The sequence below is a fragment of the Streptomyces sp. NPDC050504 genome (assembly GCF_044458065.1).
Lineage (GTDB): Bacteria > Actinomycetota > Actinomycetes > Streptomycetales > Streptomycetaceae > Streptomyces.
The window spans coordinates 195,014-220,919 of the sequence record NZ_JBITHO010000001.1; the positions used below are offsets into that span (position 1 = coordinate 195,014).

Here is a 25,906-nt window from a genome sequence, read left to right on the forward strand (position 1 = left end):
ATCTCGTGCACAGACGACGCCCCCGCGTCCCTCGCGTCCCCGGCGCCCCACGAGCGCCCCGCGCCTCCCGCACGCCCGGAGCGCGCAAGGCGCTCGCGCTGCTGACCGGCGCCCTGCTCGCCGCCACCACCCTCGCCGCGGCCCCCACCGCACTCGCGGCCCCCACCACGCCGACGGCCGCCATGGCCCCCACCGCGCCGACGGCCGCCATGGCCCCCACTGCGCCGACGGCCCCCACGGACCGCACAGCGGCAACCGCAGCCGCAGCCGCCGCCTCTGCCGCCGAGGAGTTCCAGCAGGTCACCCTCGCCAAGGGGGCCGACGAGACGGGCGAGCCGATGTCGCTCGCCGTCCTCCCCGACCGCGGCGTCCTGCACACCTCCAGGAACGGCGAGCTGCGCCTCACCGACGCGGCGGGCAACACCCGCGTCGTCGGCAGCATCCCCGTCTACACGCACGACGAAGAGGGCCTCCAGGGCATCGGGGTCGACCCCGACTTCACCCGGAACCGGGCGATCTACCTCTACTACGCCCCGCCCCTCGAAACGCCGCAGGGCGACGCCCCGAGCGACGGCACCGCCGCCGACTTCGCGAAGTTCGACGGCGTCAACCGCCTCTCCCGCTTCACGCTCAACGCCGACGGCACGCTGGACAACGCCAGCGAGAAGAAGGTCATCGACGTCCCCGCGACGCGCGGCATCTGCTGCCACGTCGGCGGCGACATCGACTTCGACGCCCAGGGGAACCTCTACCTCTCCACGGGCGACGACTCCAACCCCTTCGCCTCCGACGGCTACACCCCCATCGACGAGCGCCCCACCCGCAACCCCGCCTACGACGCCCGCCGCACCTCGGGCAACACCAACGACCTGCGCGGCAAGATCCTGCGGATCAAGGTCGCCGCCGACGGCGGCTACACCGTCCCCACGGGCAACCTCTTCGCGCCCGGCACCGCCAGGACCCGCCCCGAGATCTACGCGATGGGCTTCCGCAACCCCTTCCGCTTCAGCGTCGACAAGCCGACCGGCGTCCTGTACGTCGGCGACTACGGCCCCGACGCGGGCGCCGCCGACCCGAAGAGAGGCCCGGCGGGGCAGGTGGAGTTCGCCCGCGTCACCAAGCCCGGCAACTTCGGCTGGCCGCTGTGCGCCGGCGACAACCAGCCGTACGTCGACTACGACTTCGCCACCAAGACCTCCGGCGCGGCCTTCGACTGCACGGCCCCGAAGAACGACTCGCCGCACAACACCGGCCTCACCGACCTGCCGCCCGCCGAGCCCGCCTGGATCCCCTACGACGGCGGATCCGTCCCCGAGTTCGGCACCGGCTCCGAGTCCCCGATGGCGGGCCCGGTCTACCGCTACGACCCCGCCAACACGTCCCCGGTGAAGTTCCCCGAGGCGTACGACGGCGACTTCTTCGCGGGCGAGTTCGGCCGCCGCTGGATCAAGCGCATCGAGCACGACGCCACGACCGGCGCCGTGCGGAAGATCAACCCCTTCCCGTGGACCGGCACGCAGGTGATGGACAGCGCCTTCGGCCCGGACGGCGCGCTGTACGTCCTGGACTACGGCACCGCCTGGTTCGGCGGCGACGAGAACTCCGCGCTCTACCGGATCGAGAACGCGACCGGGGGCCGCTCCCCCCTCGCCCAGGCCGCCGCCACCAAGACCTCCGGCACTGCCCCGCTGACCACCCGCTTCTCCTCGGCGGGCACCACCGACGCGGACGGCGACGCCCTCACCTACCGCTGGGACTTCGGCGACGGCACCGGCTCCACCGCCGCCGACCCCGGCCACCGCTACACGCGCAACGGCACCTACACCGCGACCCTCACCGCCAAGGACCCCTCGGGCCGTACGGGCTCCGCGAGCGTCCGCGTCGTCGTCGGCAACACCGCGCCCACCGTCACCCTCCAGCTCCCCGGCGACGGACAGCTGTTCAACTTCGGCGACGAGGTGCCCTTCAAGGTCCGCGTCACCGACCCCGAGGACGGGAAGGCCGTCGACTGCGCCAAGGTCACCGTCCGCTTCGTGCTCGGCCACGACAGCCACGGCCACCCCGTCACCACCGCCAAGGGCTGCACCGGCACCCTCAAGACCGCGAGCGACGGGGGCCACGACCCGAACGCCAACATCTTCGGCGTCGTCGACGCCGAGTACACCGACGGGGGCGGCGGCGGGCAACAGCCGCTGACCAGCCGCGACCAGGCCGTACTCCAGCAGAAGCAGCGTCAGGCCGAGCACTACTCCAAGGCCCAGGGCGTGTCGCGGATCGACAAGCCGACCGCGCACGGCGGCAAGACCGTCGGCGACGTCCACGACGGCGACTGGATCGCCTTCACCCCCTACCGCATCGGCGACGCCAGACTCCTCACCGCGCGCGTCTCGTCGGGCGGCGCGGGCGGCACCCTGGAGATCAGGGCGGGCTCCCCGACCGGCCGCCTCGTCGGCAGCGCGACCGTGCCGGTGACCGGCGGCTGGGAGAAGTTCCAGGACGTCAGCACCCCCGTCAGCAACCCGCCGTCCGGCACCACCACCCTCTACCTGGTCTTCAGGGGGACCGGCACCGGAGCCCTCTACGACGTGGACGACTTCACCTTCACCACCGGCCCCCGCGCCCGCCACAGCGTCCTCGTCTTCTCCAAGACCGCCGACTTCCGCCACGACGCCATCCCCGCGGGCGTCCAGTCCGTGCGCGAACTCGGCGCCGCGAACGGCTTCTCCGTCACCGCGACCGAGGACGCCGCCGCCTTCACCGCCGCCGGCCTCGCCCGGTACGACGCCGTGGTCTTCCTCTCCACCACGGGCGACGTCCTGAACACCGCCCAGCAGTCCGCCTTCGAGGCGTACGTCCGCGACGGCGGCGGCTACGTCGGCGTCCACGCCGCGGCCGACACCGAGTACGACTGGCCCTTCTACGGCGACCTCGTCGGCGCCCGCTTCAAGTCCCACCCCGCGGTCCAGCGGGCCACGGTGCGCAGCGCGGACTCCTCCCACCCCGCGACCGCCCACCTGCCCGCCACCTGGAGCCGCACCGACGAGTGGTACGACTACCGCGCCAACCCGCGCGGCGACGTCCACGTGCTCGCCACCCTCGACGAGTCCAGCTACACCGGCGGCTCGATGGGCGCCGACCACCCCATCGCCTGGTGCCGGAACCACCAGGGCGGCAGGTCCTTCTACACCGGGCTCGGCCACACCGCGCAGTCGTACGCCGAACCCGCCTTCCGCGGCCACCTCCTCGGCGGCATCCAGTGGGCGACCGGCGCCGTCGGCGGCTACTGCGGCCCCGAGAAGGGCTACACCTCCCTCTTCGACGGGCGGGCCACGACCGGCTGGAAGCAGGCCGGACCCGGCGCGTTCACCACCGAAGGCGGTGAACTGCGCACCGAGGGCGGCATGGGCCTGCTCTGGCACGAGAAGGAGTACGGCTCCTACTCCCTCAAGCTCGACTGGAAGGTCGCGGGCGACGACAACTCCGGGATCTTCATCGGCTTCCCGCCGTCCGACGACCCCTGGTCGGCGGTGAACAAGGGGTACGAGATCCAGATCGACGCCACCGACGCCCCCGACCGCACCACGGGATCCGTCTACGGCGTCCAGTCCGCGGACACCGCCGCACGCGACAGGGCCCTGCGCCCGCCGGGCCAGTGGAACTCCTACGAGATCAAGGTCCAGGGCGAGCGCCTGCGCGTCTACCTGAACGGCGCACTGATCAACGACTTCACCAACAAGGACCCGGCACGCAGCCTGCGCCAGGGCCACATCGGCCTCCAGAACCACGGCGCCGACGACCGGGTCTCCTTCCGCGACATCCGCATCAAGGCGCTCTGAGCCACGAGCCACGACAGCCACTGGGAGGCAGCCCGTGACCGCACCCGAGGTACGCACCGGAGTCTGGTTCGTAGGAGCACGCGGCTCCGTCGCCACCACCGCAGTCACGGGCTGCGCGGCCGTCGTCGCCGGCCTGCACCCGCCCACGGGCCTGGTCACCGAGACCGAGCCCTTCGCCGAAGCGGCCCTCCCGCCCCTCGCCTCCCTCGTCTTCGGCGGCCACGACACGGCCGACTGCCCCCTGCCGAAACGAGCCGAACAACTCACCGCCGCGGGCGTCGTCCCGTACGGCGTCCCCGGCGCGGTCCAGGCCGAACTCGCTTCCGCCGACGCCGAGATACGCACCGGTGGCCCCCTCCCCGCCGACCCCCGCACCGACGCCGAACTGATCGCCGCCTTCACCGCCGACCTCACCTCCTTCACCCGCCGAAACGGTCTCGCCCGTACGGTCGTCGTCAACGTCTCCTCCACCGAACCGGAACCCGCCCCGGGCGACCCCCGCCTGCCACCCAGCTCCCTCTACGCGGCGGCCGCCGTCCGGGCCGGCTGCCCCTACGTCGACTTCACCCCCTCCACCGGACTGCGCGCCCCCGCGCTCCAGGACGCCGTCGCCGCCAGCGGCCTTCCCCACGCGGGACGCGACGGCAAGACCGGCCAGACGCTGCTCCGCTCCGTGCTCGCCCCGATGTTCGTGCAGCGCGCCCTCTCCGTACGGGCGTGGTCGGGCACCAACCTCCTGGGCGCCGGGGACGGGGCGGCGCTGGCCGACCCGGCGGCGGCCGCCGCCAAGAACGCGGGCAAGGCGCGCGTCCTCGCCGACACCCTCGGCGCGGCCCCCGAAGGCGAGGTCCACATCGACAACGTCCCCTCGCTCGGCGACTGGAAGACCGCCTGGGACCACATCGCGGTCGACGGCTTCCTCGGCTCCCGCATCCTCCTCCAGACCACCTGGCAGGCCCCCGACTCGGCGCTGGCCGCGCCCCTCGTCCTGGACCTGGCCCGCCTCCTGGCCAGGGCCCACGAGGTCGGCATCGCGGGCCCCCTGCCCGAACTCGGCTTCTACTTCAAGGATCCCGACGGCGGCCCCTCCTCCCTCTCCGACCAGTACGCGGCGCTCCTCGCCTTCACCACGCGCCTGAGGCCCACCCGATGACCGCCCCCGACGCGTCGTTCCGCCCCGGGCGCGGGGACGGCCCGCGCCGCTCGCCCCGTACCCCGCCCCCGCCCGGGAGCCGCACTCCGGCCCTCGCCGCCTGGGCCGAACTCCTGCGCGTCTCCGCTCTGTTCACCGTCCCCGGCGACGCCCTCGCCGGGGCGGCGGCCACCGGTCTCCGACCCACCCGTGCCACCGCCTGCGCCCTCGCCTCCTCCCTCTCCTTCTACGCGGCGGGCATGGCGCTCAACGACTGGGCCGACCGCGAGGAGGACGCGGCCGAACGCCCCCACCGCCCGATCCCCTCGGGGCGCGTCACCCCGCTCGCGGCCTTCGCGGCGGCAGGCGCCCTCACCGCGAGCGGCCTGGCCCTGGCCTCCCGCGCGGGACGCCCCGCCCTCGCCGTGGCGGGCGCCCTGGCGGCCACGGTGTGGACGTACGACCTCAAGGCCAAGCACACCCCGGCGGGCCCCGCCGCGATGGCCGCCGCCCGCGCCCTCGACCTCCTCCTGGGTGCGACCGCCACCGCGGGCACCCCCGCGCTCCGCGCCCTGCCCCAAGCCGCACTCCTCGCCGCGCACACCTACGCGGTGACAGCGGTGTCGCGCCACGAGACCCGGGGCGGGTCCACGGTCCCACCCCTGACGGCCCTCGCCACCACCACCGCCCTGGCCGCCACGCTGGTCCCCCGCCCGGCCCCACCCCGCACCACGCCCCCGGCCACCGGGGCCCCGCCACCCGCCCCGACCACGACGGCAACCGCCGGCCGCCGCGCCCGTGACACCGCCCCCACCCGCACCCACGACACCTCCCGAGCGACCGCCCCCGCCCGCACCCACGCCCCCGGCCGTACCCACGCCGCCCCCGGCCGCGTCCCCGCCCGAGCGGCCACCCCCGCCCGTGACGCTGCCCGCGCGGCAGCCCGCGCCCTGCCCGCCGCACTCGCCGTCGCCGCCTACCTCCGCACCGCGGGCACGCCCTACCTGCACGCGGCCCTCAACCCTTCCCCGCCCCTCACCCAACGCGCGGTGGGCGGCGGCATCCAGGCCCTGATCCCGCTCCAGGCCGCCCTCGCGGCCCGCGCGGGCGCGCCCCTCACGGCGACCGCGCTCCTGGGCCTCGCCCCCCTGGCCCGCCGACTCGCCCGGAAGGTGAGCCCCACATGACGCCCGTCACCCCCCTCCGCCTCGGCTACGGCACCAACGGCCTCACCGACCTCCGCCTCACCGACGCCCTGGCCCTCCTCGCGGACCTCGGCTACGACGGCGTCGGCCTCACCCTCGACCACATGCACCTCGACCCCTTGGCGCCCGACCTCCCTTCCCGCACCGCCCGATTAGCCGCCAGGCTCGATGAGTTGAACCTCTCCGCAACGGTCGAGACCGGCGCCCGCTACATCCTCGATCCCCGCCACAAGCACGGCCCCTCGCTCCTCAATCCGGACCCGGACGCCCGCGCCGTCCGCATCCGACTCCTGGAGACCGCCGTCCAGGTCGCCGCCGATCTGGGTGCCCACGCCGTGCACTGCTTCAGCGGCACCGCACCCCCGGACACCACCCCATTCACACCCCCACCCGCACCCGTCACCCCGCCGGGCGCCGCGCCCGCGGAAGCCTCCCGCACCCTGACCGTCCCCGCCCCCGCTACCGTCCCCGCTCCCGTCTGGAAGCGCCTGGCCGCTTCCCTCGGGCCCGTCCTCGACGCGGCCCACGCCGCCTCAGTGCCGCTCGCGGTCGAGCCCGAGCCCGGACACCTCCTCGCCACGCTCGACGACTTCCACCACCTCCGGGCCCTCCTCGGGAACCCCGATCCCCACCTCCTCGGCCTCACGCTCGACATCGGCCACTGCCAGTGCCTCGAACCGCTCCCTCCCGCGGACTGCGTCCGCGCCGCCGCGCCCTGGCTGCGGCACGTCCAGGTCGAGGACATGCGGCGCGGTGTCCACGAACACCTGCCTTTCGGTGACGGCGAGATCGACTTCCCGCCCGTGCTGGACGCTCTCGCGGCCGTGGGCTACCAGGGCCTCACCGTCGTGGAGCTGCCCCGTCACTCCCACGCGGGCCCCGAACTCGCCCGCGCCTCGATCGAGTTCCTCCGTGCGAAGGGAGCCCACGCATGACCGCAGCCCGTACGACCACGGCCCGTACGCCCGCAGCCCATACGCCCACGGGCCATGGACCCTCCGCCCTGCTGACCCGCGACGAGCTGGACGCCCGCCTCGGCGGAGCCGCCCGCGCCTGGCTGGACGAGGCCCTCGCCGAAGCCGCGCACGCCGCCGCCGCAGCCACCACCCCCGAATCCGACCCCAACCCCTACACCGCCGCGCCGCCCTGGGAGCTGCGCTACGCCTCGGCGGGCCGCGACTGCGGGCAGGAGCACGCCGACTCCGTACGCGCCGCCCTCCTCCAGGAGGCCCGCGCCGACCTGCCCACCCTCACCCGGCTCTACCGACAGGGCACCGCCGCCGAACGCCGCGCGGTCCTCCTCGCACTCGCCCGCCTCCCCGCCCTCGGCGCCACCGCGCTGCCGCTCGTCGAGGACGCGCTGCGCACCAACGACACCACCCTGATCGCCGCCGCCGTCGGCCCCTACGCCACCGCGCACCTCCCTTCCCACGCCTGGCGGCACGCCGTCCTCAAGTGCCTGTTCACCGGTGTCCCCGTCGACGCCGTCCACGGTCTGCCGGACCGCGCCCCCGATGACGCCGAACTCGCCCGCATGCTCCAGGACTTCGCCCGCGAGCGCACCGCCGCCGGCCGCGCCGTCCCCGACGACCTCCACCGCGCCCTGGCCCTCACCGCGCCCCGCTCGCCCACGCCCTCCGAGCCGCCCGCACCGGCAGCGACCCGGCCCCGGAACCACTCGAGGGACCGGCCCCCGGCCTCACCCGCCGCCCCCGCGACACCCCCGCCATCGGCACCCACCGAGGAGTCCTGATGCGCATCTTCGACCCCCACATCCACATGACCTCCCGCACCACCGACGACTACCTGGCCATGTACGACGCGGGGGTGCGCGCCCTGGTCGAGCCCTCCTTCTGGCTGGGCCAGCCCCGCACCTCGCCCGCCAGCTTCTTCGACTACTTCGACGCGCTCCTCGGCTGGGAACCCTTCAGGGCCGCCCAGTACGGCATCTCCCACCACTGCGCGCTCGCGCTCAACCCGAAGGAGGCCAACGACCCCCGCTGCACACCCGTCATCGACGCGCTTCCCCGCTACCTGGTCAAGGACAACGTCGTCGCCGTCGGCGAGATCGGCTACGACTCCATGACCCCCGCCGAGGACACCGCCCTCGCCGCCCAGCTCCAGCTCGCCGCCGCCCACGGGCTGCCCGCCCTCGTCCACACCCCGCACCGCGACAAACTCGCCGGACTGCGCCGGACCGTGGACGTCGTCCGGGAATCCGACCTCGCCCCGGACCGCGTCCTGCTGGACCACCTCAACGAGACCACCGTAGCCGCCGCCACTGACAGCGGCTGCTGGCTCGGCTTCTCCGTCTACCCCGACACGAAGATGGACGAGGACCGCATGGTGGCCGTCCTCCGGACGTACGGCACCGAGAAGGTCCTGGTCAACTCCGCCGCCGACTGGGGGAGGAGCGACCCGCTCAAGACGCGTGCGGTCGCCGACGCCATGCTCGACGCGGGCTTCACCGACGACGACGTCGACCAGGTGCTGTGGCGCAACCCCGTCGCCTTCTACGGCCTCAGCGGCCGACTGCGCCTGGACGTCCCCGAACCCGCCGCACTCCACGAGGGCAACTCCGTCCTCCGCGGCGGGGAGTGAGCCGCCGTGCGCTTCCGCCACCCCGACGGCTCCACCGTCCACCTCGCCTACTGCACCAACGTCCACCCGGCCGAAACCCTCGAAGGCGTCCGCGCCCAACTGCGCGACCACTGCGAACCTGTCCGCAGACGACTCGGCAGGGACCGCATCGGCATCGGCCTCTGGCTCGCCAGGGACGCCGCCCGGTCCCTCGTCACCGACCCGTCCGCCCTGCGCGCCCTGCGCCTCGACCTCGACGCGAGGGGCCTGGAGGTCGTCACCCTCAACGGATTCCCGTACGAGGGCTTCGGCGCCGAAGTGGTCAAGCACCGCGTCTACAAACCGGACTGGACCGACCCCGAGCGCCTCGCCCACACCACCGACCTGGCCCGCCTCCTGACCGCGCTCCTCCCCGACGACGTCACCGAGGGCACCATCTCCACCCTGCCCCTCGCCTGGCGCACCCCCTGGTCCCCGGCAGCGGCCGAGAGCGCCCACACCGCCCTGTCCACCCTCGCGGACCGGCTGCGCGCCCTCGAAGACCTCACCGGCACCTCCATCCGCATCGGCCTGGAACCCGAACCGGGCTGCACGATCGAGACCACCGCCGACGCGATCGCCCCGCTCGCCGCCCTCGCCGCCGCCACCGGCGGGGACCGCATCGGCCTCTGCCTCGACACCTGCCACCTCGCCACCTCCTTCGAGGACCCCACAGGGGCCCTGGCCGCGCTCGCCGCGGCCGCGATCACCATTCCCAAGGCCCAGCTGTCGGCCGCCCTGCACGCCGAACACCCGCACCTCCCCGAGGTCCGCGACGCGCTCGCCGCCTTCGCCGAACCCCGCTTCCTGCACCAGACCCGCAGCGCAACGGCGGCCGGCCTGCGCGGCACCGACGACCTGCCCGAGGCACTGACGGGCACCGCGCTCCCGGACGGCACCCCCTGGCGCGCCCACTTCCACGTCCCCCTCCACGCACCCCCCGCCCCGCCCCTCACCTCCACGCTCCCGGTCCTCCAGGACGCCCTCGCCCACCTCGTCGGCGGCCCCCGCCCGCTCACCCGCCACCTGGAAGTCGAGACCTACACCTGGCAGGCGCTCCCCGCCGAGCTGCGCCCCCGCACCCGGGCCCAGCTCGCCGACGGGATCGCCGCCGAACTGACCCTGGCCCGCGACCTCCTGGTCGACCTGGGACTGAAGGAGCTGCCATGACGCCACCGCCCGCGCCGCCCGACACCCCCGGCCCCACCCGCCCCGGCCCGCCGACGCCCACTCCCGGCCGGCCCACGCCCTTGCTCGTCCTGGACGTGGTCGGCCTCACCCCCCGGCTGCTCCGCCACATGCCCCGCCTGACCGCCCTCGCCGTGGCCGGGTCCAGCGCGCCGCTCACCACCGTCCTGCCCGCCGTGACCTGCGCGGCCCAGTCCACGTTCCTCACCGGCACCCTCCCCTCAGAACACGGCGTCGTCGGCAACGGCTGGTACTTCCGCGAGCTGGGCGACGTCCTCCTGTGGCGCCAGCACAACGACCTGGTCGCGGGCGACAAGCTCTGGGACGCGGCCCGCCGCGCCCACCCCGGCTACACCGTCGCCAACATCTGCTGGTGGTACGCGATGGGCGCCGACACCGACTACACCGTCACCCCGCGCCCCGTCTACTACGCCGACGGCCGCAAGGAGCCCGACTGCTACACCCGGCCACCGGCCCTCCACGACGAACTCACCGAAAAGCTCGGCACGTTCCCCCTCTTCCACTTCTGGGGTCCCGGGGCCGGCATCGTCTCCTCCCGCTGGATCGTGGACGCCACCCGCCACATCGTCGACACCCGCCGCCCCGACCTGGCCCTCTGCTACCTCCCGCACCTGGACTACGACCTCCAGCGCTACGGCCCCGACGACCCCCGCTCCCACCGCGCCGCCGCCGAGCTGGACCGGACCGTCGCCCCGCTCCTGGACGACGCGGCCCGCGAGGGCAGGACCGTGGTCGCCCTCTCCGAGTACGGCATCACGCGCGCCGACCGCCCCGTCGACATCAACCGCGCCCTGCGCGGGGCGGGGCTGCTGGAGGTGCACACCCAGGACGGCATGGAGTACCTGGACCCCATGGCCTCCCGGGCGTTCGCCGTCGCCGACCACCAGATCGCCCACGTCTACGTGAAGCGCCCCGAGGACCTGGCAGCCACCCGCGAGGCCCTCGCCGGCCTCCCCGGCGTCGACCTGCTCCTCGACGACGAGGGCAAGAAGAGCCACGGCCTGGACCACCCCCGGTCGGGCGAGCTGGTCGCCGTCGCGGAGCCCGATGCCTGGTTCACGTACTACTACTGGCTCGACGACGCGCGGGCCCCCGACTTCGCGCGGCTCGTGGAGATCCACCGCAAGCCCGGCTACGACCCCGTCGAGCTGTTCATGGACCCCCAGGACCCGTACGTACGGCTCAAGGCGGCAGCGGCGCTCGCCCGCAAGAAGCTGGGCATGCGCTACCGCATGGCGGTCGTGCCCCTCGACCCGTCGCCTATTCGCGGCAGCCACGGCCGCGTCCCCGCTCCCGACGACACCGACAACGGTCCGCTCGTCATCTGCTCCACCCCCAGTGCTGTCGACGGCCGCACGGCGGCCACCGAAGTGAAGTCCCTCCTGCTCCGGCTGGCAGGACTCCACTGAAGCACGCCCCACTGACAACGCCCCCGGCCGCCCACCCGCGGCCGTCCCACCCGACCCCAGGAGCCCGCATGAGCCGCAGGTACGCCGCCACCCCCGACCCTGAGCTGACCAGCAGAATCACCCGCCGGGGCATGCTCGGCGTCGCCGCGGGGGCGGGCGCCGCAGCCCTCATCGGCGCGGCCACGACCCCGGCGTCCGCCACCGCCTCCGCCTCCGCCCCCGCGCCCGCCGCCCCCGCGACCGCCACCCCCGCGACCGCCCCCTCTCACGGCCGGGGCCGCCCCGTCCTGCCGCCCGGCCGCCTCGGCATCCAGCTGTACTCCCTGCGCGACAAGGTCGGCACCCTCGGCTTCGCCGCCGTCTTCGCCGAGCTGCGCAAGTACGGCTACGACGAGGTCGAGTACGCGGGCTACACCCAGGGCTCGGCAGGCCCCCTCACCCTGCCCCAGCTCAAGCGGCTGACCAGGGACAACGGCCTGCGCGCCATCGGCAGCCACGTCGGCTACCACTCCGACGGCGACCCGGGCGCGTACACCTTCGCGCAGAACCTCACCAAGGTCCTCGACGACGCACAGGCCCTCGGCCTCAAGCACATCGGCACCGCGTCGGGCCCCTGGCGCCACGGCGCGACCGTCGACGGCTGGAAGCGGTGCGCCGAGGACTTCAACCGGTACGGCGCCGAGGCGAAGAAGCGCGGCATGCGCTTCTACCAGCACAACCACGCCGAGGAGTTCTCCTTCGCCACCGACCGCCCCGACGTCCGCCTCTACGACGTGCTGCTCGCCGAGACCGACCCGGAACTGGTGTTCCTGGAGATGGACGTCTACTGGGCGTATGTGGCGCAGTACCGTTTCTCCCGGCGAGCCGACGGCACTCCGGCGCCGTTCGACCCCCTGCGCTACGTCCTGCGGCAGCCCGACCGCTACCCGCTCTTCCACGTCAAGGACGGCGAGCACGACGAGACGACGAGGGACGGCTACCGCATGGTCGACGTCGGTGACGGCGACATCGACTACCAGCGGTTCATCTCCGCCGTGACCAGGACGCACGGCGGGCGGCGCGACCACCACTGGCAGGCCGAGCACGACAACCCGGTCTCCTCCTTCGCGTTCGCCCGCAAGTCCAGTGCGCACCTGCACGCACTGCGCGAGAAGGACCGCTGACGGGCCCGCCCACCGGTCACCCGATGCCCTGCCGGTCGGACACCAGTGCGAACTCCCTGTCGGCGGCTTCCGGCACGTCCCGCTCGACGGCCTGCCGCAGCAGCGCCCTGTGCCGCTCCAGCGGCGCTCGGCGCTCGGCGGGCACCAGCGACAGCAGATCGTCGAGCCCGGCCATCAGCCTCCGGCTGACCTGCGGATTCCCCGCCGAGCACCCCCGGATCTCGGCGATCCCGAGATCCACCAGGTCCGTCCATCCGGGCAGCTCCTGCACCAGCCTGACCTCGCCCTTCCGGTCGGTGTGGGACACGGCGCCCAGCGGCACGTCGGCCAGGGAGCCGAGGAACGCGACGATGCGGTCCAGGCACTGCACGGCGGTGGTCGGGTCGTTCACCGCGGGAGAGAGCGCGCGCAGCGCGATGTCGGAGAGCTGACGCAGACCGAACCCGATGTCCTGGTGGAACGTGCGGTCCACCCCGACGGAGAGCGCGTACCGGCGCGGCCCGGTGCCGCCGTGCACGGCGAAGACCGGCGTGCCGGGGCCGATGAAGTCCCCGATGCGGGGCAGCAGCCGCAGGACGACCCCGCGGCGCCGCGCGGCCGCCACGAGCTGCGCGATGTTCACGTCGCGCAGGACGCCGGCGCGCCCCCGGTACGTGATCACCTCGCTCACGTGGCCGGGCTCCGGCGGCTCGTGCTCGGAGAAGGGCATGGTGGCGAGGGCGCGGTACGACTCCAGGGCGATGCGGTCGATGACGTGGCTGACGCGCAGCAGCCGCAGCGTGGAGTTCACGTACGCGACGAACAGCAGCAGGCTCGTCCCGACCATCAGGAGCGTGAGCATGCTCTGCACGAACGGCACCGTGGTCACGAGCCGCGGGTCGGTCTCCCCGTCGTACGCGGCCAGGACCAGAAGGGACAGCAGGAACGTCGCCAGGAACACGGAGAAGGTCAGCTTGGTGATCCGGCTGCGCACGAAGATCCGCACGACTCTGGGCGTGAACTGCCCGCTGGCCATCTGCACGGCGACGAGCGAGATGCTGAAGACGACGCCGATGAAGGTCATCATCGCGGAGCTGACGGTGGTCACGATGGTCTTGGCGTCGTCCGCGATCCCGATCAGATCGGTGAGGGCGTCGTAGTCGCCGTCGCTCCGCAGCGACTCCACGAGGGCCGAGTCGATCAGGGAGGCCAGCCACCAGGCGGCCACGACCAGCGCCATCGCGGCGGTCGGCGCGAACCAGAAGGTGTCCCGCAGGTGCTCGCGCAGCGGCGAGAGCCGCAGCGGCCTGCGCGGCCGCAGGGCCCTGCGGGCCCAGTGGGACCGGGGGAGCCGGGGGCGGGCGGAACCGTGGGGGGCGTTCGGGAGGCTCACGCGGCGAGGCTAGAGCGGGGCCGTCCCCGTAGGGGTCCGCGACGCCCCGTGAGCCCGAAGTAGTACCCGGTTTGGTCCTTCGGAGCGACGAATGAGCGGTAATCGCCCGAGGAGGATGAAAGCACCCCAACTTTTCCCGCGCTCCGAAAGGCCGCCCCATGTCCGGTACGAAGTCCCGCACGAACCCCCGCACGACCAGGAACGTCGTCCTCGCCGCCGCGGGCGCCCTGGTGGCCCTCGCCTTCGCCGCGGTCGTCGCCGTGCCCGCGGTCAAGGACTGGTACGACAGCCGCCACGACGAGTTCGCCGCGTACGCCACGGGCGCGAAGGCCAAGGAGGACCGGGCGTCGGTCCCGCGCTGGCTGCCGGACGACGCGAAGGACGTCGAGTACGGCATGAAGACCACCGGGGGCGACCGCCTCCTGAAGGCCACGCTCCCGGCGGCCGGACTCCAGGCGCTCCCGCCGACCTGCAAGCCCCACCAGCAGGCCACCGCACTGCCGAAGCCGGGCGTCGAAGCGCCCTGGTTCCCGAAGAACACCACGTCCAAGGCGTCGATGCGCTGCGATCTGTACTACGCGTACACGGACGGAAGCACTCTGTACGCCTGGCAGTACGACGCGGACTGGATCGACGCGAACAAGGCGGCGAGTGGTCACTGACCTCCGCATATGCAGGTGAAGAGCACCTCAAACCCCTGGTAGAGTTACATCTGTCGCCGCGGGGAACACCCCGCGAACGACAGACACCTTGTCCGGGTGGCGGAATGGCAGACGCGCTAGCTTGAGGTGCTAGTGCCCTTTATCGGGCGTGGGGGTTCAAGTCCCCCCTCGGACACCAGCTGAGACCCCAGTTCATCTGGGGTCTTTTGCGTTGTCGGCGTATGTGCGCCGCCGCCGTGCGGTGCGTGGACGGCGGCGCGTTCCCCGGTGGGGTGGGTGTCCTAGGCGCGGTCGGTGTCCGCGTCGGCGTGCTGGCCGGTGGTGGGCGAGGCGGCCGTCATCGGCGGATGCGCCTTGGGAGCGTGCAGGGTTTCGATCCCGGTGAGTATCGACGGGATGCAGGCCAGGGCTGTGGCTGCGGACACCAGGTTTTTCTTGACTCTGCTGGGCATACGGAATTTCCTTGCGCGAGTTCTGAACGTTGATCTGATGCGCAGCGCTGCGTTCGGTAATTCAATGGCATGAGGGCCCGGCAAGGCAAGTCGGTCGATGCGGGTCGGAGCAATTGTGGTAGAGCGTCGAATCAGATGCTCAGGGCCCGGCCTCGGTGGCGCCGCTTTCCCGGATCGCGGCGAGGTCGGCGCGGGCGAGTGCCGCCTCGGGGGCCGCGCCTATTCGCTCGGCTATTGAAATCGCCTCTGTCATATGCCAAATAGCTGAGCGGGTCTGTCCGAGCCGATGCTCCGCCGCTCCCAGACCGTGGAGCGCCTGTGCCTGTTCGTGGGCCGCGCCGATGCCTCGGGACAGCTCCAGGGCCTGTCGGTGGTGCGTCGCCGCTTCCAGGCAGCGGTCCGCCGCGTGCAGGGCCCGGCCCATGGAGTGCAACGTGATGGACGCGTTCCTGAGGTCGCCCGTGCGGCGGAAGGAAGAAAGGGAATCCCGTAGGAGGTCCATGATCTGATTCAGGTCGTCGGGGGAGTTCATGGTATTCGCCAGGTTTATCTGCATGATGGCCCGGCGCGTCGGGGTGTCGGAATTCTTGAGCAGATCGAGGGCTTCGCGGAGGAGTTCGCGGGCTGATTCCTTGTCGCCCGTCTGCAGACTGAGGTCCGACATGTTGTTGAGTGTGCTCGATTCCTCCTGCATGTTTCCGACTTCTCGGAATCCGGCGAGTGCCGCATTGAAGTTCTCCAGTGCCGCCGGGAAGTTTCCGAGGTATAGCTGTGTAATTCCCATGTTGTTGTGACTTCTGGCCACCTGGAGCCTGTCGCCCGCCCGGCGGCGCAGCTCCAGGGTCTCGTTCTGGTGGGCCAGCGCCTCCGTCAGGCGGCCGAGGTTCCAGTGGAGTACACCCAGGAGGTGCAGCACCTCGGTCTTCGCCGCGACGTCACCGGTCTCCTCGGTCATCCGCAGGGCCCGCCGGGCGTGGCCGATCGAGGGTTCGTACCGGCCGCAGCGCGACATCGCGTTGCCCAGGTCGAGCAGTGCGTGGACCTCTGCCTGCGGTTCTCGGGTCAGACGCCAGTGGCGGGCGGCGGCGGAGTGCATCTGCTGGGCCTCCGCCGAGTAGCCCTCCTCGTCGAGGAACGCGGCCAGGGACCCGGCGAGCAGCGCCGCTTCGCGGGGGCGTCCGTTGCCGCGGCAGTGACGTTCCGCCGCGACGAGCGCGGTCCGCTCCGCGGTGAGCCAGAGCCGGGCGGACGCGGCGCTGTCCCACAGCCTGCCCGGCCGGTTCGGGGCGTGTGCGGCCGAGCGGGCGACCCCGGGCCGCAGTCGCCGCGGATTGATCAACCGGTCCGCTTCCGCCGCGGCCCGTACATAGAAATCGATCAGTCGGCGCAGGGCGGCTTCGCGCTCTTCGGCGGTGTCCTCGGCTGCCGTAAGGGTCCGGGAATACTCCCCGATAAGATCATGGAAAGCGTATCTCTCGGGCGTCGGTTCCCGGAGGAGGTGGGCGTCGAGCAATGTCTCCAGAACGGCTTCCGTCCGCTCCGTCGGGAGTCCGGTGAGTGCGGCCATCGCGAACACGTCGAAATCCGGACCGAGTTGGAGTCCGGCGAGTCGGAACACATGTTGCTCTTCATCGGAAAGCGTTCGATAAGAGACTGCGAACGCCCGAGCTATCTCTCGCGAGCCCGTGTGAATTTCCCGGAGGCGGCCCGGTCCCCGGGTCAGTCGGTGCAGCAGATGGGCCGTGGTCCAGGAGGGGCGGGAGATCAGACGTCCTGCGGCCAGCTCGATGGCCAGGGGGAGATATCCGCATAAATGTACGATCTTGGTGACCTCCTGGGTACGGGTGGCGCGATCGGGACCCGTCAGTTTTCGGAACATCGCGACCGCGTCCGCCGGCGGCAGGACGTCCAGGAGCAGCGGCTTCACGCCGGGCAGTCCGGCCAGCCCGCGTCTGCTGGTGACGATGATCAGGGAAGGCGAGGCGCCGGGGAGCAGCAGCCGCAGCTGCTCGGGGCCCGACACGTCGTCCAGGACGACGACGGCGCGGCGGGCGCCTAGCAGGGTGCGCCACAGGGTGGTGAGCCCGTCCAGGTCGTCGGGAATGTCGGCGGCGGGGACGCCGAACGTCCGCAGCAGTGCGGTGAGCGCGTCCCTGGCGGTCAGCGGCTGTAGGCCGGGCGCGTGGGAACGCAGGTCCAGATGGATCTGGCCGTCGGGGAAGCGGGGTGCGAGGACGCGTGCGGCGTGCAGGGCCAGCAGGGACTTGCCGACGCCCGCCATGCCCGAGATGCCTTGCAGCGCGAGCACCGCCCCGACGGTCGGGGTGCCGGGAGCGGCCTGGAGGATGGACGTCAACTCCTCCTTCCTGCCGACCAGTTCGGCGTGGGCCGGCAGGGTGCTTGGGGCGTTCGCGGTCGCCTCCGACGGCGTCAGCAGGTCCCGTACGGGGGCTCCGTCGAGGATGAGGCCGTGCAGCCTGGCCAGGGCGGGCCCCGGACTCGTGCCGTGCTCCTCGCGCAGGCGGCGGCGCAGGGTCTCGTAGACGCGCAGCGCGTCGGACTGCCGTCCACAGCCGTAGCTCGCCGTCATCAGGCAGCCCGCGAGCGTCTCGTCGTCCGGGTGGCCGTCCAGCAGTTCGGTCGCGTCGGGCACGACCTCGGCGAACAGGCCCTTGCGCAGCTGGATCCCGATCCTGGTCAGTGCCGCGGCCAGCCGCCGCTCCCCGAGGTTCGCCCTGACCTGCGCCGCCCACAGCCCGCCCAGCCCGGCGAGCGGCTCGCCCCGCCACAGCGCGTCCGCCTCCACGAGCAGGGCCAGGGCGGTGTCCTCGTCGTCGCAGCACAGGGCGCGGGCCTGCTCGGCCAAGCACTGGTACCTGACGCAGTCCACGCACTCGGGCGGCATCTCCAGGGTGTACGTACGGGCCCGCTGGACGATCCGTCCGCCGCCCGCGTCCTCCAGGCGCTGGCGGATCCGGGTGGCGTACGCGTGCACGCTGGCGCGCGGCTTGGACGGCGGGGCGTCCTCCCACAGGCGGTCGACCAGGGTGTCGAGGGAGACCGGGCGGCCGACCGCGACGGCGAGGGCCGCGAGCATCAGGCGTTCTTTGGGCGAGCCCAAAGGGATCTCGCGTCCCGGGTCGGCGTGCAGCGCGACGGGTCCCAGGACGCGAATTCTCGGATCCATCAGTGCCCCCGTTCGACGCTTCCGTATCACTGGGTGACCTCAAAGATTCGCACGTGCTCTAAATCATTCAAATAGTGAAGCTTCTTGATTAGTTACTTGGCTCAAAGTGCCTCTTTCGAAAGATCGCGGTCTAGAACGACCAGATGTCGGGTAGATAGCGCCAGACACGGGGCGTCGCGGGGGAGGCGATCAATGGACCGGGTGCCGGCTCCCGAACTCGGCGCCGCCCTGGCCGGGGCCCCCGAACGGCCGCGCCTGTGGCGCCACCTCTCCGGGATCGTGCGCTCCCTCGGCGACCCCGCGACCGCCGCGCGCTGGCGCGAGTGGACGGAGGCGGGCGCCGAACCGGGCGACACCGACCGCGCCGACGCGCTCGCCCTGGCCCTCGTCGAACAGGCGCGGCGGCACCCGGCCCTGGCCGACGAACTGCACGCGTGGCTCGAACTCGCCACGCGCCCCGCGTCCTTCGCTCCCGCTTCTTCCGCTCCCGCTTCTCCCGCCCCAGAGAGACCCGCCGTCCCCTCCGCGACGCACCGCGTCGACAACACCGTCAGCGGGTCGCGCGTGTCGGGGCCGGTCATCCAGGCCCAGGAGGTCCACGGCGGCATCCACATCCACCAGGCTCCCGCCGCCCCGTCGGCCCCCGCCCCGCAGGACACGGATCCATCAGGCGCCAACGGAAGCCCTGGCTCCTCTGCACCCCGCCAAATACCCCGCATCCCGGCCCACTTCACCAACCGCGAACGTGAACTGGGCGAGCTCGAAAGGCTCGTGCCCGACGTGGGCCGACGGCCCGTGATGGTCGTGGTCAACGGCCCGGCCGGAGTCGGCAAGACCACCCTGGCGCGCCGCTGGCTCCTCGGCATCGCCGACGACTTCCCCGGCGGACAGCTCTACGCCGACCTCCTCGGCCACGCACCCGGCGGCCCCGCCGCCCCCGGCGAGGTCCTGGGCCAGTTCCTGCGGTCGCTCGGGATCACCCGGGTCCCCGTGGAACTGGGCGAGGCGGCGGCCCTCTGGCGCTCGGTCACCGCCGGGTCCCGGATCGCCGTCCTGCTGGACGACGCGGTCAGCGCGGCGCAGGTCCGCCCGCTGCTGCCCGGGACCGACCACGCCCTGGTCGTCGTGACCAGCAGGGGACGGCTGACGGGTCTTGGCGTGGACGGCGCCTCCTTCCAGCCGGTGGACCCGTTCTCCACGCGCGACACCGTGGAACTGCTGCGCCGCAGGGTCGGCGACGAACGCGTCAGCCGCGAGCCCGAGGCGGCCAGACAACTGGCCGAGGCCTGCGCGGGACTCCCGCTCGCGGCGTGCGTCGCCGCCGCCCGGGTCGCGGCGCGTCCCCGCCAGCCGCTCGCCGCCATGGCCGGGGCACTGGGCCGGGACGGCGAACGGGCCCTGGACACGCTGCGCGTCGCGGGCGAACGCGCCGTGCGCGGCGCGCTGGACGAGTCGTACCGCCTGCTGACCGCCGAACTCGCCCGCGGCTACCGCCGCCTGGGCCTGTCGCCCGTCCCCCTGCTGAACGCCCCGATCGCCGCCGCTGCCTGCGCCGTGGAAGAGGACGAGGGCGGCAGGCTGCTCGACGAACTGGCGGAGGTGAACCTGCTGGAGGACCTCGGCCCCGACCTCCGTACAGGGCTCGACCGCTACCGCTTCCACGACCTCGTCAAGGTCCACGCCGGACTGCTCGCCGCGCGCAGCGAGACCCCGGCCGACAGCGCGGCCGCCGTCCGGCGCGTCGTCGAGCTCTACCTCCACACCGCCACCGCGGCCGAGGCCCTGCTCACCCCCAGCCACCGCACCCTCGCCAGGGACTACGAGCCGCCGCTCACCCCGGAGCCGCCGTTCACCGACCCGGCGGGCGCCCTGCGCTGGCTCGACGCGGAGCGCGCCCACCTCATGGCCGCGCTGCGCACCGCGGCGCGCAGCGGCTGGGACCACACCGCCTGGCAGCTCGCCGACGCGATGTGGCCCCTGTTCCTCCGGCTGCGCCCGTACGACCTGTGGATAGAGGCCCACGAGATCGGCCTCGCCGCCGCCCGCCGCGCGGGCAGCCGCCCCGCCGTCAGCCGCATGCTCACCTCGGGCGGCGGCGGGCTGCGCAACGCGGGCCGCCACGACGAGGCCGTCGAGTGGTTCGGCCAGGCACTCGAAGGCGCCCGCGAGGACGGCGACCGCAAGGCCGAGGCACAGGCGCTGCACGGCATCGGACAGTCGCACCGGCTGGCCGGCCGCCTCGCCCCCGCGGCGCTGCACTTCGGACAGGCACTCGAACTGCGCGAGGCCATCGGCTACCGCAGAGGGGCCGCGCTCACCCGGATCTGCCTCGGCGACGTCGCGCTGGCCGAGGGCCGCCGCGCCGACGCCCTGCCCCACCTCGTCAGGGCCCGCGCCGACCTGCTCGACGTGCACGACCCCTACGACGCGGCCCGCGCCCTGGCCTTCCTCGGCCGCGCGCAGCTCGCGCCGGACGGCACGGGGTACGACCTCGCGCGCGAACAACTCGGCCAGGCCCTGGAAGAGTTCGAGGCGACCGGCTCGGTGCACTGGCAGGGGAAGGTGCTCGAACTGCTCGGGGAGTGCGCCGAGGAGCGGCGGGACGCGGAGGGGGCCAGGGACTGGTACACCCGGTCCCTGGCCCGCTACGCCCCGGTCAGCGACGTGGACGCCGAGCGGATCCGGGACCGTCTGCGCCGACTCGGTCCGGGGCCGCACTGATCTCGCGGGCGGCGCCGACGAGGAACGCGTACCAGAACGACAGCAGGGGCGTCATCCCGTCGGCCACCGTCCTGCCGGGTCCTGTGTCGGCGAGTCCCGTGTCGGCGAGTCTGGTGCCGTCGGGTCCCGTGCCGTCGGGTCCCGGGCCAGCGGGTCCTGCGCTGTCGGTCACCGTCCTGCCGGGTCCCGTGCCGTCGGGTCCCGGCAGGACGGTCGGCGTGCCGCCGCGTACCGCCAGGGCGCAGCCGCCGTCGGTCCTGGCGGCCGCCGCGAGCAGGCAGCCCGGGTAGCGGCGCAGCAGCCGGCCGGGCCACGCGGACGCCGCCTCGGCCGGACGCGGGCGGCTGCCGTACAGCACGTCGGCGCACTGCCGCCAGGCCTCGCTCGCCCCGCCGTCCGCGTCGACGATCACCGGTTCCCTCATGAGTGCGCCTCCGCCACGTCCCAGCGCGTCGGCAGGGGGAGCGGCGGCAGTTCGGGCGCGAAGGCAGGTTCCCCGATTCCGAGGAGGCCGTACATCAGCCGCCGGGCGTTGCGGCCGAACCTGCCGGGCTCGGAGGAGATGCGCCGGGCGATGCGCGCGTACTCGGCGACCGGGCGCTCCGCGCGGGCGTACGCGAGTTGTTCCGGCAGCGCCCTGGCGGGCGAGAGCGCCGGGACGACCCGGGCCAGCTCCGCGCCGGGCGACCCCGGGTCGACGTCCTCCGAGGGGAAGCGGGCCAGCAGGATCGTCGCCCTGGTCAGCGTGGAGTACAGCGGGACGGATCCGTGGTCCCCGATGACCCAGTCGGCGGCGATCAGCAGCGAGCGCCAGTCCGATGTCGGCGGGACCAGGGAGATGCCCTGGCGCCGCGCCCCGGAAAGCCACGAGCGGACCTGCCAGCCGCCGTGTCCCGACCAGACGTTGGGGTGGACCAGCACCGCGACGCGGTACTCGGTCGCGGGCAGCTCGGCCGACAGCCTCGGCAGCAGCGCGTCGAGCCGGTTGAACGCCGAGCCGAGTCCCCACGTGGAGGAGACCACGATCAGTTTCTGCCCGCGCCGCAGCCCCAGCGCCGCGCGGAAGCGCTGTCGCATCGGCAGGCTGGCGACCAGCCGGTCGTGGCTCGCGTCGCCGACCACCGACGCGATGCCCAGCGCCTCGGGGCAGTGGCGCTCCAGCGTGGCCAGCTCGTCGCGGTGGGCGAGTGCCACCGCGGCGGGGACGACCCGCCCGTCCCGCATCAGGTACTTGCGGCCCAGCCCGCCCACCGTGCGGACCGCGCCCGCGCCCACGCCCGCGCCCGCGTCCCGGTCGGCCGTGCCGTTCCCGTCGGCCGCGCCGTCCCCGTCCCGGTCGTCCGCGAGCCGCGAGAGCTTGTTGTGCCCCGCTCCGTGCGGCAGCCGCACCAGGGGGCCGCGCAGTCGGTCGACGCCCTGCGACCCGGCGGCCAGCACCAGGTCGAAGTCGATGCGCAGCGCCTCCTCCCACGGCAGCACCGTGCAGCCGAGCGAGCGCAGCGAGCGTTCGGCGCCGGAGTTGAAGGCGTGCGGCGCGATCGTGAAGTCGACCTGGAGCCGCAGGTCCGACTCCAGCAGCGGCAGGAGGTCGCGCAGCCGCATCCCGTACACCTCGGTGTGCACGACGAACAGCACCCGCTTGCAGCCGGGCATCGTCACCCACTGTGCGCCCCCGCGCCGCGTGGGACGTCCGGACGTGGTTCTCTCGATCTCTACGGCCATCTTTTCCCCCAGGATTGAGTGCCGTACGGACCCGTGGTCCGTCTGACCCGGGGTCTGCCCGGGGCGGGGGACGGGAGGCTTGCCCCGGGCTTGCAGGACCCTTGCAGGCCAGGCCAGGCCAGGCCAGGCCAGGCCAGGCCAGACCGGGACCGGGCCAGGCCAGACCGGAGTCACTCGTCGCGGTGGACCGTGCCGTCCTCGTCCATGCGGGGGTGGATCTTCACCGGACCGTACTCGTCCACGTCCGAAGGGCGGGGCGGCTCCGGGCCGTCGGGGCCCATGCGGACCAGGCGTTCGACACGGCTGACGCGGTACACGCTCCCGCCCACGCTCAGCTCGTTCGCGCGGCCCTTGGCCTTGAACTCCTCGGCTGCCCGCAGGTGTTCGGCCTTGGTCTCCTCGTCGAACCCGTAGAGCAGCGGCCACGCCAGCGTCATGCCCTCGTACAGGCCCCGCCTGGCGTCGTGCGGGGTGGCGGAGAGGGCGCCCACGGGACGCCAGCCCCGCGTGCCGCGTTCCGTCACGCGGAAGCCGACGGGCAGCATGGCGATGCCCGGGTGGGTCGACACGGCCGCCTCGGAGTCGGCGCGGACCTCGTCGGGGAACTGGTCGCCGGCGTAGCTGAAGTCCCTGAGCCCCAGCTTCAGGGCGCCCGCCATGGGGCCGATCCCCTTCATCGCGGGGGACAGGACGTGGCCCACGTCGACGGTCCTGGCGCCCTCGTGCTTCCAGGAGGGGACGGCGGGCTCCCTGTCGGTCGGGCGCGGCGGCTCCATGCCGTCCTCGCCGGTCCTGGCGAACTCATCCGCGCGCACCACCCGGTAGCGCACGCCGAGCACTTCCAGCTCGTCGACCGGTTCGCGTTCGAGGACGGCGACCGCGGCGAGCAGTTCGCGGCGCACCGCCGGGTCGTCCGTGTCGTCCCTGGCGCGGAACCAGAGCGTGGAGTTGAAGTCGTCCCTGACCGTCTGCGGCGCCCCGTCCACCACCGCCGCCACCACCCGCCACTCGGGGCCGACCGCCGGGTCCTGTGCGGCGAGGCCGAAGAGTGGGCCCCTGAAGGCGACGTTCGGGAAGCGGTACGAGGCCGAGGCGGCATCCGTCTCGGTCACCAGTTCGACAGGGTTGTCGCGGAGCACCAGGTCCGCGTGCAGCTGCTTCAGCTGCAGTTTCCAGTGGTCGGCCATGCGCACAGTGTGATGGCGTGTCGATGCGGGGCTCCCCGGAAGGCCACAAGTGATCGAAAGTTGCGATCAGAGGGGGATTCAACGGTCCATTTCGGTCGCGTTGCGGACTGTGGGGCGCCGTGTGGTGGGCGCTGGACGAGGGGGCGGGGTCCGGGAATAGGGGGCGAGGGGGTACTGTTCCGACAGATGAAGTTGAAACTTTAATTAACTGTGGAAGGTGAGCAGCCATGCAGTTCGGAATCTTCACCGTCGGTGACGTCACCCCCGACCCCACCACCGGTCGCGCGCCGACCGAGCACGAGCGCATCAAGGCGATGCTGGCCATCGCGCTGAAGGCCGAGGAGGTCGGGCTCGACGTCTTCGCGACCGGCGAGCACCACAACCGCCCGTTCGTGCCCTCGTCGCCGACGACCATGCTCGGCTACATCGCCGCCCGCACCGAACGCCTGCTGCTGTCCACCGCCACCACCCTCATCACCACCAACGACCCGGTGAAGATCGCCGAGGACTACGCGATGCTCCAGCACATCGCGGACGGCCGCGTCGACCTCATGATGGGGCGCGGCAACACCGGGCCCGTCTACCCCTGGTTCGGCAAGGACATCCGCGACGGCATCGACCTCGCCGTGGAGAACTACGCGCTGCTGCGCAGGCTCTGGGACGAGGACGTGGTGACCTGGAAGGGCAAGTTCCGTACGCCCCTGCAGTCCTTCACCTCGACCCCGCGCCCGCTCGACGGCGTCGCGCCGTTCGTCTGGCACGGCTCCATCCGCTCGCCGGAGATCGCCGAGCAGGCCGCGTACTACGGAGACGGGTTCTTCCACAACAACATCTTCTGGCCCGCCTCCCACACCAAGCAGATGGTCAACCTGTACCGGCAGCGCTTCGCCCACTACGGGCACGGCACCCCCGAGCAGGCGATCGTCGGGCTCGGCGGCCACGTGTTCATGCGGAAGAACTCCCAGGACGCGGTACGGGAGTTCAGGCCGTACTTCGACAACGCGCCGGTCTACGGGCACGGGCCCTCCCTGGAGGAGTTCTCCTCCCAGACCCCGCTGACCGTCGGCTCCCCGCAGGAGGTCGTCGAGCGCACCCTGTCCTTCCGCGACTACGTCGGCGACTACCAGCGCCAGCTGTTCCTGGTCGACCACGCGGGGCTGCCGCTGAAGACCGTCCTGGAACAGATCGACATGCTCGGCGAGGAGGTCGTCCCCGTGCTGCGCAAGGAGTTCGCGAACCTGCGCGCCGCGAACGTGCCGGACGCGCCCACGCACGCGGCGCGCGTGGCCGCGAAGTCCGAGGAGAGCGACAAGTCCGTGGTGAGCGCCACGTCAGGGGAGAGTGCCGCATGAAGCTCGTCGTCGTGTCCGCGGGGATCGGCTCCCCCTCGTCCACCCGGCTGCTCGCCGACCGCATCGCCGCCGCGACCGCGGCGCGCGTCCCCGCCGAAGTCGAGGTCGTCGAGGTGCGCGACCTCGCGGCGGAGATCGCGCAGCACATGGTCACCGGGTTCCCCGCGCCCCGGCTGGCCGCCGCGCTCGACGCGGTGGCGGCGGCGGACGGGCTGATCGCCGTGACGCCCGTCTTCTCGGCCTCGTACAGCGGACTGTTCAAGTCGTTCTTCGACGTGATCGACAAGGACGCGCTGACCGGCAAGCCGGTGCTCATCGGTGCCACGGGCGGCAGCGCCCGCCACTCGCTGGTCACCGAGCACGCGATGCGCCCGCTCTTCACCTACCTGCGGGCCCTGGTCCTGCCCACCGCGGTCTACGCGGCGTCCGAGGACTGGGGCGGGGACGGCCTCGCACAGCGCATCGAGCGGGCCGGTGCCGAACTGGCGCGGTTCCTGGGGCGCTCCGACGCGTCCGACCGCGCGACCGGGGACGCCGCGCACCCCGACGTGGACACCGCGGCGGCCATCGCGCCGCGCTCGCTGACCGGGGCGATCACCTCGGTCGACGAGGAGACGGGGTTCACGGTGGTGCCGTTCGCCGAGAAGCTGGCGGAGCTGCGCGTGCGGTGACCGGGGC

19 protein-coding genes and 1 tRNA gene are annotated in these 25,906 nt (G+C 73.0%); 14 read left to right on the forward strand and 6 right to left on the reverse strand.

The window, feature by feature from the left end; translation table 11 throughout:
• Window positions 1–5: 5 nt before the first annotated feature.
• The 9 genes from ACIBNE_RS00825 (at window position 6) to ACIBNE_RS00865 (ending at window position 12,573) form a co-directional block, all read left to right on the forward strand.
• Entirely contained in the window at window positions 6–3,836 is a 3,831-nt protein-coding gene (locus ACIBNE_RS00825) for a ThuA domain-containing protein (RefSeq protein ID WP_399267997.1), read from the forward strand.
• 34 nt (window positions 3,837–3,870) lie between these two features.
• Window positions 3,871–4,989: an inositol-3-phosphate synthase gene (locus ACIBNE_RS00830; protein WP_399267999.1), complete on the forward strand. Its 1,119-nt coding sequence runs from the start codon at window positions 3,871–3,873 to the stop codon at window positions 4,987–4,989.
• Window positions 4,986–6,155, forward strand: coding sequence for an SCO3242 family prenyltransferase (locus ACIBNE_RS00835; protein WP_399268002.1), 1,170 nt, complete (start codon window positions 4,986–4,988; stop codon window positions 6,153–6,155). Before ACIBNE_RS00830 ends, ACIBNE_RS00835 begins: the two co-directional genes overlap by 4 nt.
• Window positions 6,152–7,108 (forward strand): sugar phosphate isomerase/epimerase family protein, encoded by a 957-nt coding sequence (locus tag ACIBNE_RS00840; RefSeq protein WP_399268004.1) that lies wholly within the window; start codon window positions 6,152–6,154, stop codon window positions 7,106–7,108. Before ACIBNE_RS00835 ends, ACIBNE_RS00840 begins: the two co-directional genes overlap by 4 nt.
• Window positions 7,105–7,926 (forward strand): EboA domain-containing protein, encoded by an 822-nt coding sequence (locus ACIBNE_RS00845; RefSeq protein WP_399268006.1) that lies wholly within the window; start codon window positions 7,105–7,107, stop codon window positions 7,924–7,926. The genes ACIBNE_RS00840 and ACIBNE_RS00845 overlap by 4 nt, the downstream gene beginning before the upstream one ends.
• Entirely contained in the window at window positions 7,926–8,774 is an 849-nt protein-coding gene (locus ACIBNE_RS00850; RefSeq protein ID WP_399268008.1) for a TatD family hydrolase, read from the forward strand. Before ACIBNE_RS00845 ends, ACIBNE_RS00850 begins: the two co-directional genes overlap by 1 nt.
• A gap of 6 nt (window positions 8,775–8,780) precedes the next feature.
• Window positions 8,781–9,962: a metabolite traffic protein EboE gene (gene eboE, locus ACIBNE_RS00855; protein WP_399268010.1), complete on the forward strand. Its 1,182-nt coding sequence runs from the start codon at window positions 8,781–8,783 to the stop codon at window positions 9,960–9,962.
• Window positions 9,959–11,410, forward strand: coding sequence for a nucleotide pyrophosphatase/phosphodiesterase family protein (locus ACIBNE_RS00860; protein WP_399268012.1), 1,452 nt, complete (start codon window positions 9,959–9,961; stop codon window positions 11,408–11,410). Before eboE ends, ACIBNE_RS00860 begins: the two co-directional genes overlap by 4 nt.
• A 68-nt stretch (window positions 11,411–11,478) precedes the next feature.
• Window positions 11,479–12,573: a sugar phosphate isomerase/epimerase family protein gene (locus tag ACIBNE_RS00865; RefSeq protein WP_399268014.1), complete on the forward strand. Its 1,095-nt coding sequence runs from the start codon at window positions 11,479–11,481 to the stop codon at window positions 12,571–12,573.
• 16 nt (window positions 12,574–12,589) lie between these two features.
• Here the strand turns inward: ACIBNE_RS00865 and ACIBNE_RS00870 are convergent, their stop codons facing one another.
• Window positions 12,590–13,945: a DUF2254 domain-containing protein gene (locus tag ACIBNE_RS00870; RefSeq protein WP_399268016.1), complete on the reverse strand. Its 1,356-nt coding sequence runs from the start codon at window positions 13,943–13,945 to the stop codon at window positions 12,590–12,592.
• Between the two features lie 158 nt (window positions 13,946–14,103).
• Between ACIBNE_RS00870 and ACIBNE_RS00875 the strand changes: the two genes are divergently transcribed.
• Both ACIBNE_RS00875 and ACIBNE_RS00880 read left to right on the forward strand, forming a co-directional pair.
• Window positions 14,104–14,607, forward strand: a complete 504-nt coding sequence (locus tag ACIBNE_RS00875) for a hypothetical protein (protein ID WP_399268018.1) — start codon at window positions 14,104–14,106, stop codon at window positions 14,605–14,607.
• A 90-nt stretch (window positions 14,608–14,697) separates the two neighbouring features.
• Window positions 14,698–14,785 (forward strand) — tRNA-Leu (locus ACIBNE_RS00880).
• Between the two features lie 103 nt (window positions 14,786–14,888).
• Here the strand turns inward: ACIBNE_RS00880 and ACIBNE_RS00885 are convergent.
• On the reverse strand, window positions 14,889–15,032 hold the full coding sequence (locus ACIBNE_RS00885) for a hypothetical protein (protein WP_399268020.1): 144 nt from the start codon (window positions 15,030–15,032) through the stop codon (window positions 14,889–14,891).
• Window positions 15,033–15,198: 166 nt separating this feature from the next.
• Window positions 15,199–18,246, reverse strand: a complete 3,048-nt coding sequence (locus ACIBNE_RS00890; protein WP_399268022.1) for a BTAD domain-containing putative transcriptional regulator — start codon at window positions 18,244–18,246, stop codon at window positions 15,199–15,201.
• 192 nt (window positions 18,247–18,438) lie between these two features.
• Between ACIBNE_RS00890 and ACIBNE_RS00895 the strand changes: the two genes are divergently transcribed.
• The gene (locus tag ACIBNE_RS00895) at window positions 18,439–20,967 is read left to right on the forward strand and encodes a tetratricopeptide repeat protein (protein WP_399268024.1); all 2,529 of its coding nucleotides are present in this window, start codon (window positions 18,439–18,441) and stop codon (window positions 20,965–20,967) included.
• On the opposite strand, the gene ACIBNE_RS00900 is transcribed toward ACIBNE_RS00895, so the two are convergent.
• From ACIBNE_RS00900 to ACIBNE_RS00910, 3 genes are all read right to left on the reverse strand, one after another.
• A complete protein-coding gene (locus ACIBNE_RS00900; protein WP_399268026.1) occupies window positions 20,903–21,391 on the reverse strand; it encodes a hypothetical protein in 489 nt (162 codons plus the stop codon). The genes ACIBNE_RS00895 and ACIBNE_RS00900 overlap by 65 nt on opposite strands.
• Window positions 21,388–22,620 (reverse strand): hypothetical protein, encoded by a 1,233-nt coding sequence (locus tag ACIBNE_RS00905; protein WP_399268028.1) that lies wholly within the window; start codon window positions 22,618–22,620, stop codon window positions 21,388–21,390. The genes ACIBNE_RS00900 and ACIBNE_RS00905 overlap by 4 nt, the downstream gene beginning before the upstream one ends.
• A 239-nt stretch (window positions 22,621–22,859) precedes the next feature.
• Complete coding sequence (locus tag ACIBNE_RS00910; RefSeq protein ID WP_399268030.1) at window positions 22,860–23,876, reverse strand: DUF5954 family protein; 1,017 nt, start codon at window positions 23,874–23,876, stop codon at window positions 22,860–22,862.
• 227 nt (window positions 23,877–24,103) lie between these two features.
• Here ACIBNE_RS00910 and ACIBNE_RS00915 point away from each other — a divergent pair, with 227 nt between their 5' ends.
• The gene (locus tag ACIBNE_RS00915) at window positions 24,104–25,228 is read left to right on the forward strand and encodes an LLM class flavin-dependent oxidoreductase (RefSeq protein WP_399268032.1); all 1,125 of its coding nucleotides are present in this window, start codon (window positions 24,104–24,106) and stop codon (window positions 25,226–25,228) included.
• Window positions 25,225–25,899, forward strand: coding sequence for a CE1759 family FMN reductase (locus ACIBNE_RS00920; protein WP_399268034.1), 675 nt, complete (start codon window positions 25,225–25,227; stop codon window positions 25,897–25,899). The genes ACIBNE_RS00915 and ACIBNE_RS00920 overlap by 4 nt, the downstream gene beginning before the upstream one ends.
• The last annotated feature ends 7 nt before the right edge of the window (window positions 25,900–25,906 follow it).

Bases quoted from the DNA above. Each gene is read 5' to 3' on its own strand.
- ACIBNE_RS00875 (WP_399268018.1), top strand. From the start codon at position 14,104: ATGTCCGGTACGAAGTCCCGCACGAACCCCCGCACGACCAGGAACGTC.
- ACIBNE_RS00860 (WP_399268012.1), top strand. From the start codon at position 9,959: ATGACGCCACCGCCCGCGCCGCCCGACACCCCCGGCCCCACCCGCCCC.
- ACIBNE_RS00895 (WP_399268024.1), top strand. From the start codon at position 18,439: ATGGACCGGGTGCCGGCTCCCGAACTCGGCGCCGCCCTGGCCGGGGCC.
- ACIBNE_RS00900 (WP_399268026.1), bottom strand. From the start codon at position 21,391: ATGAGGGAACCGGTGATCGTCGACGCGGACGGCGGGGCGAGCGAGGCC.
- ACIBNE_RS00850 (WP_399268008.1), top strand. From the start codon at position 7,926: ATGCGCATCTTCGACCCCCACATCCACATGACCTCCCGCACCACCGAC.
- ACIBNE_RS00905 (WP_399268028.1), bottom strand. From the start codon at position 22,620: ATGCCCGGCTGCAAGCGGGTGCTGTTCGTCGTGCACACCGAGGTGTAC.
- ACIBNE_RS00865 (WP_399268014.1), top strand. From the start codon at position 11,479: ATGAGCCGCAGGTACGCCGCCACCCCCGACCCTGAGCTGACCAGCAGA.
- ACIBNE_RS00920 (WP_399268034.1), top strand. From the start codon at position 25,225: ATGAAGCTCGTCGTCGTGTCCGCGGGGATCGGCTCCCCCTCGTCCACC.
- ACIBNE_RS00890 (WP_399268022.1), bottom strand. From the start codon at position 18,246: ATGGATCCGAGAATTCGCGTCCTGGGACCCGTCGCGCTGCACGCCGAC.
- ACIBNE_RS00910 (WP_399268030.1), bottom strand. From the start codon at position 23,876: ATGGCCGACCACTGGAAACTGCAGCTGAAGCAGCTGCACGCGGACCTG.
- ACIBNE_RS00915 (WP_399268032.1), top strand. From the start codon at position 24,104: ATGCAGTTCGGAATCTTCACCGTCGGTGACGTCACCCCCGACCCCACC.
- ACIBNE_RS00840 (WP_399268004.1), top strand. From the start codon at position 6,152: ATGACGCCCGTCACCCCCCTCCGCCTCGGCTACGGCACCAACGGCCTC.
- ACIBNE_RS00845 (WP_399268006.1), top strand. From the start codon at position 7,105: ATGACCGCAGCCCGTACGACCACGGCCCGTACGCCCGCAGCCCATACG.
- ACIBNE_RS00835 (WP_399268002.1), top strand. From the start codon at position 4,986: ATGACCGCCCCCGACGCGTCGTTCCGCCCCGGGCGCGGGGACGGCCCG.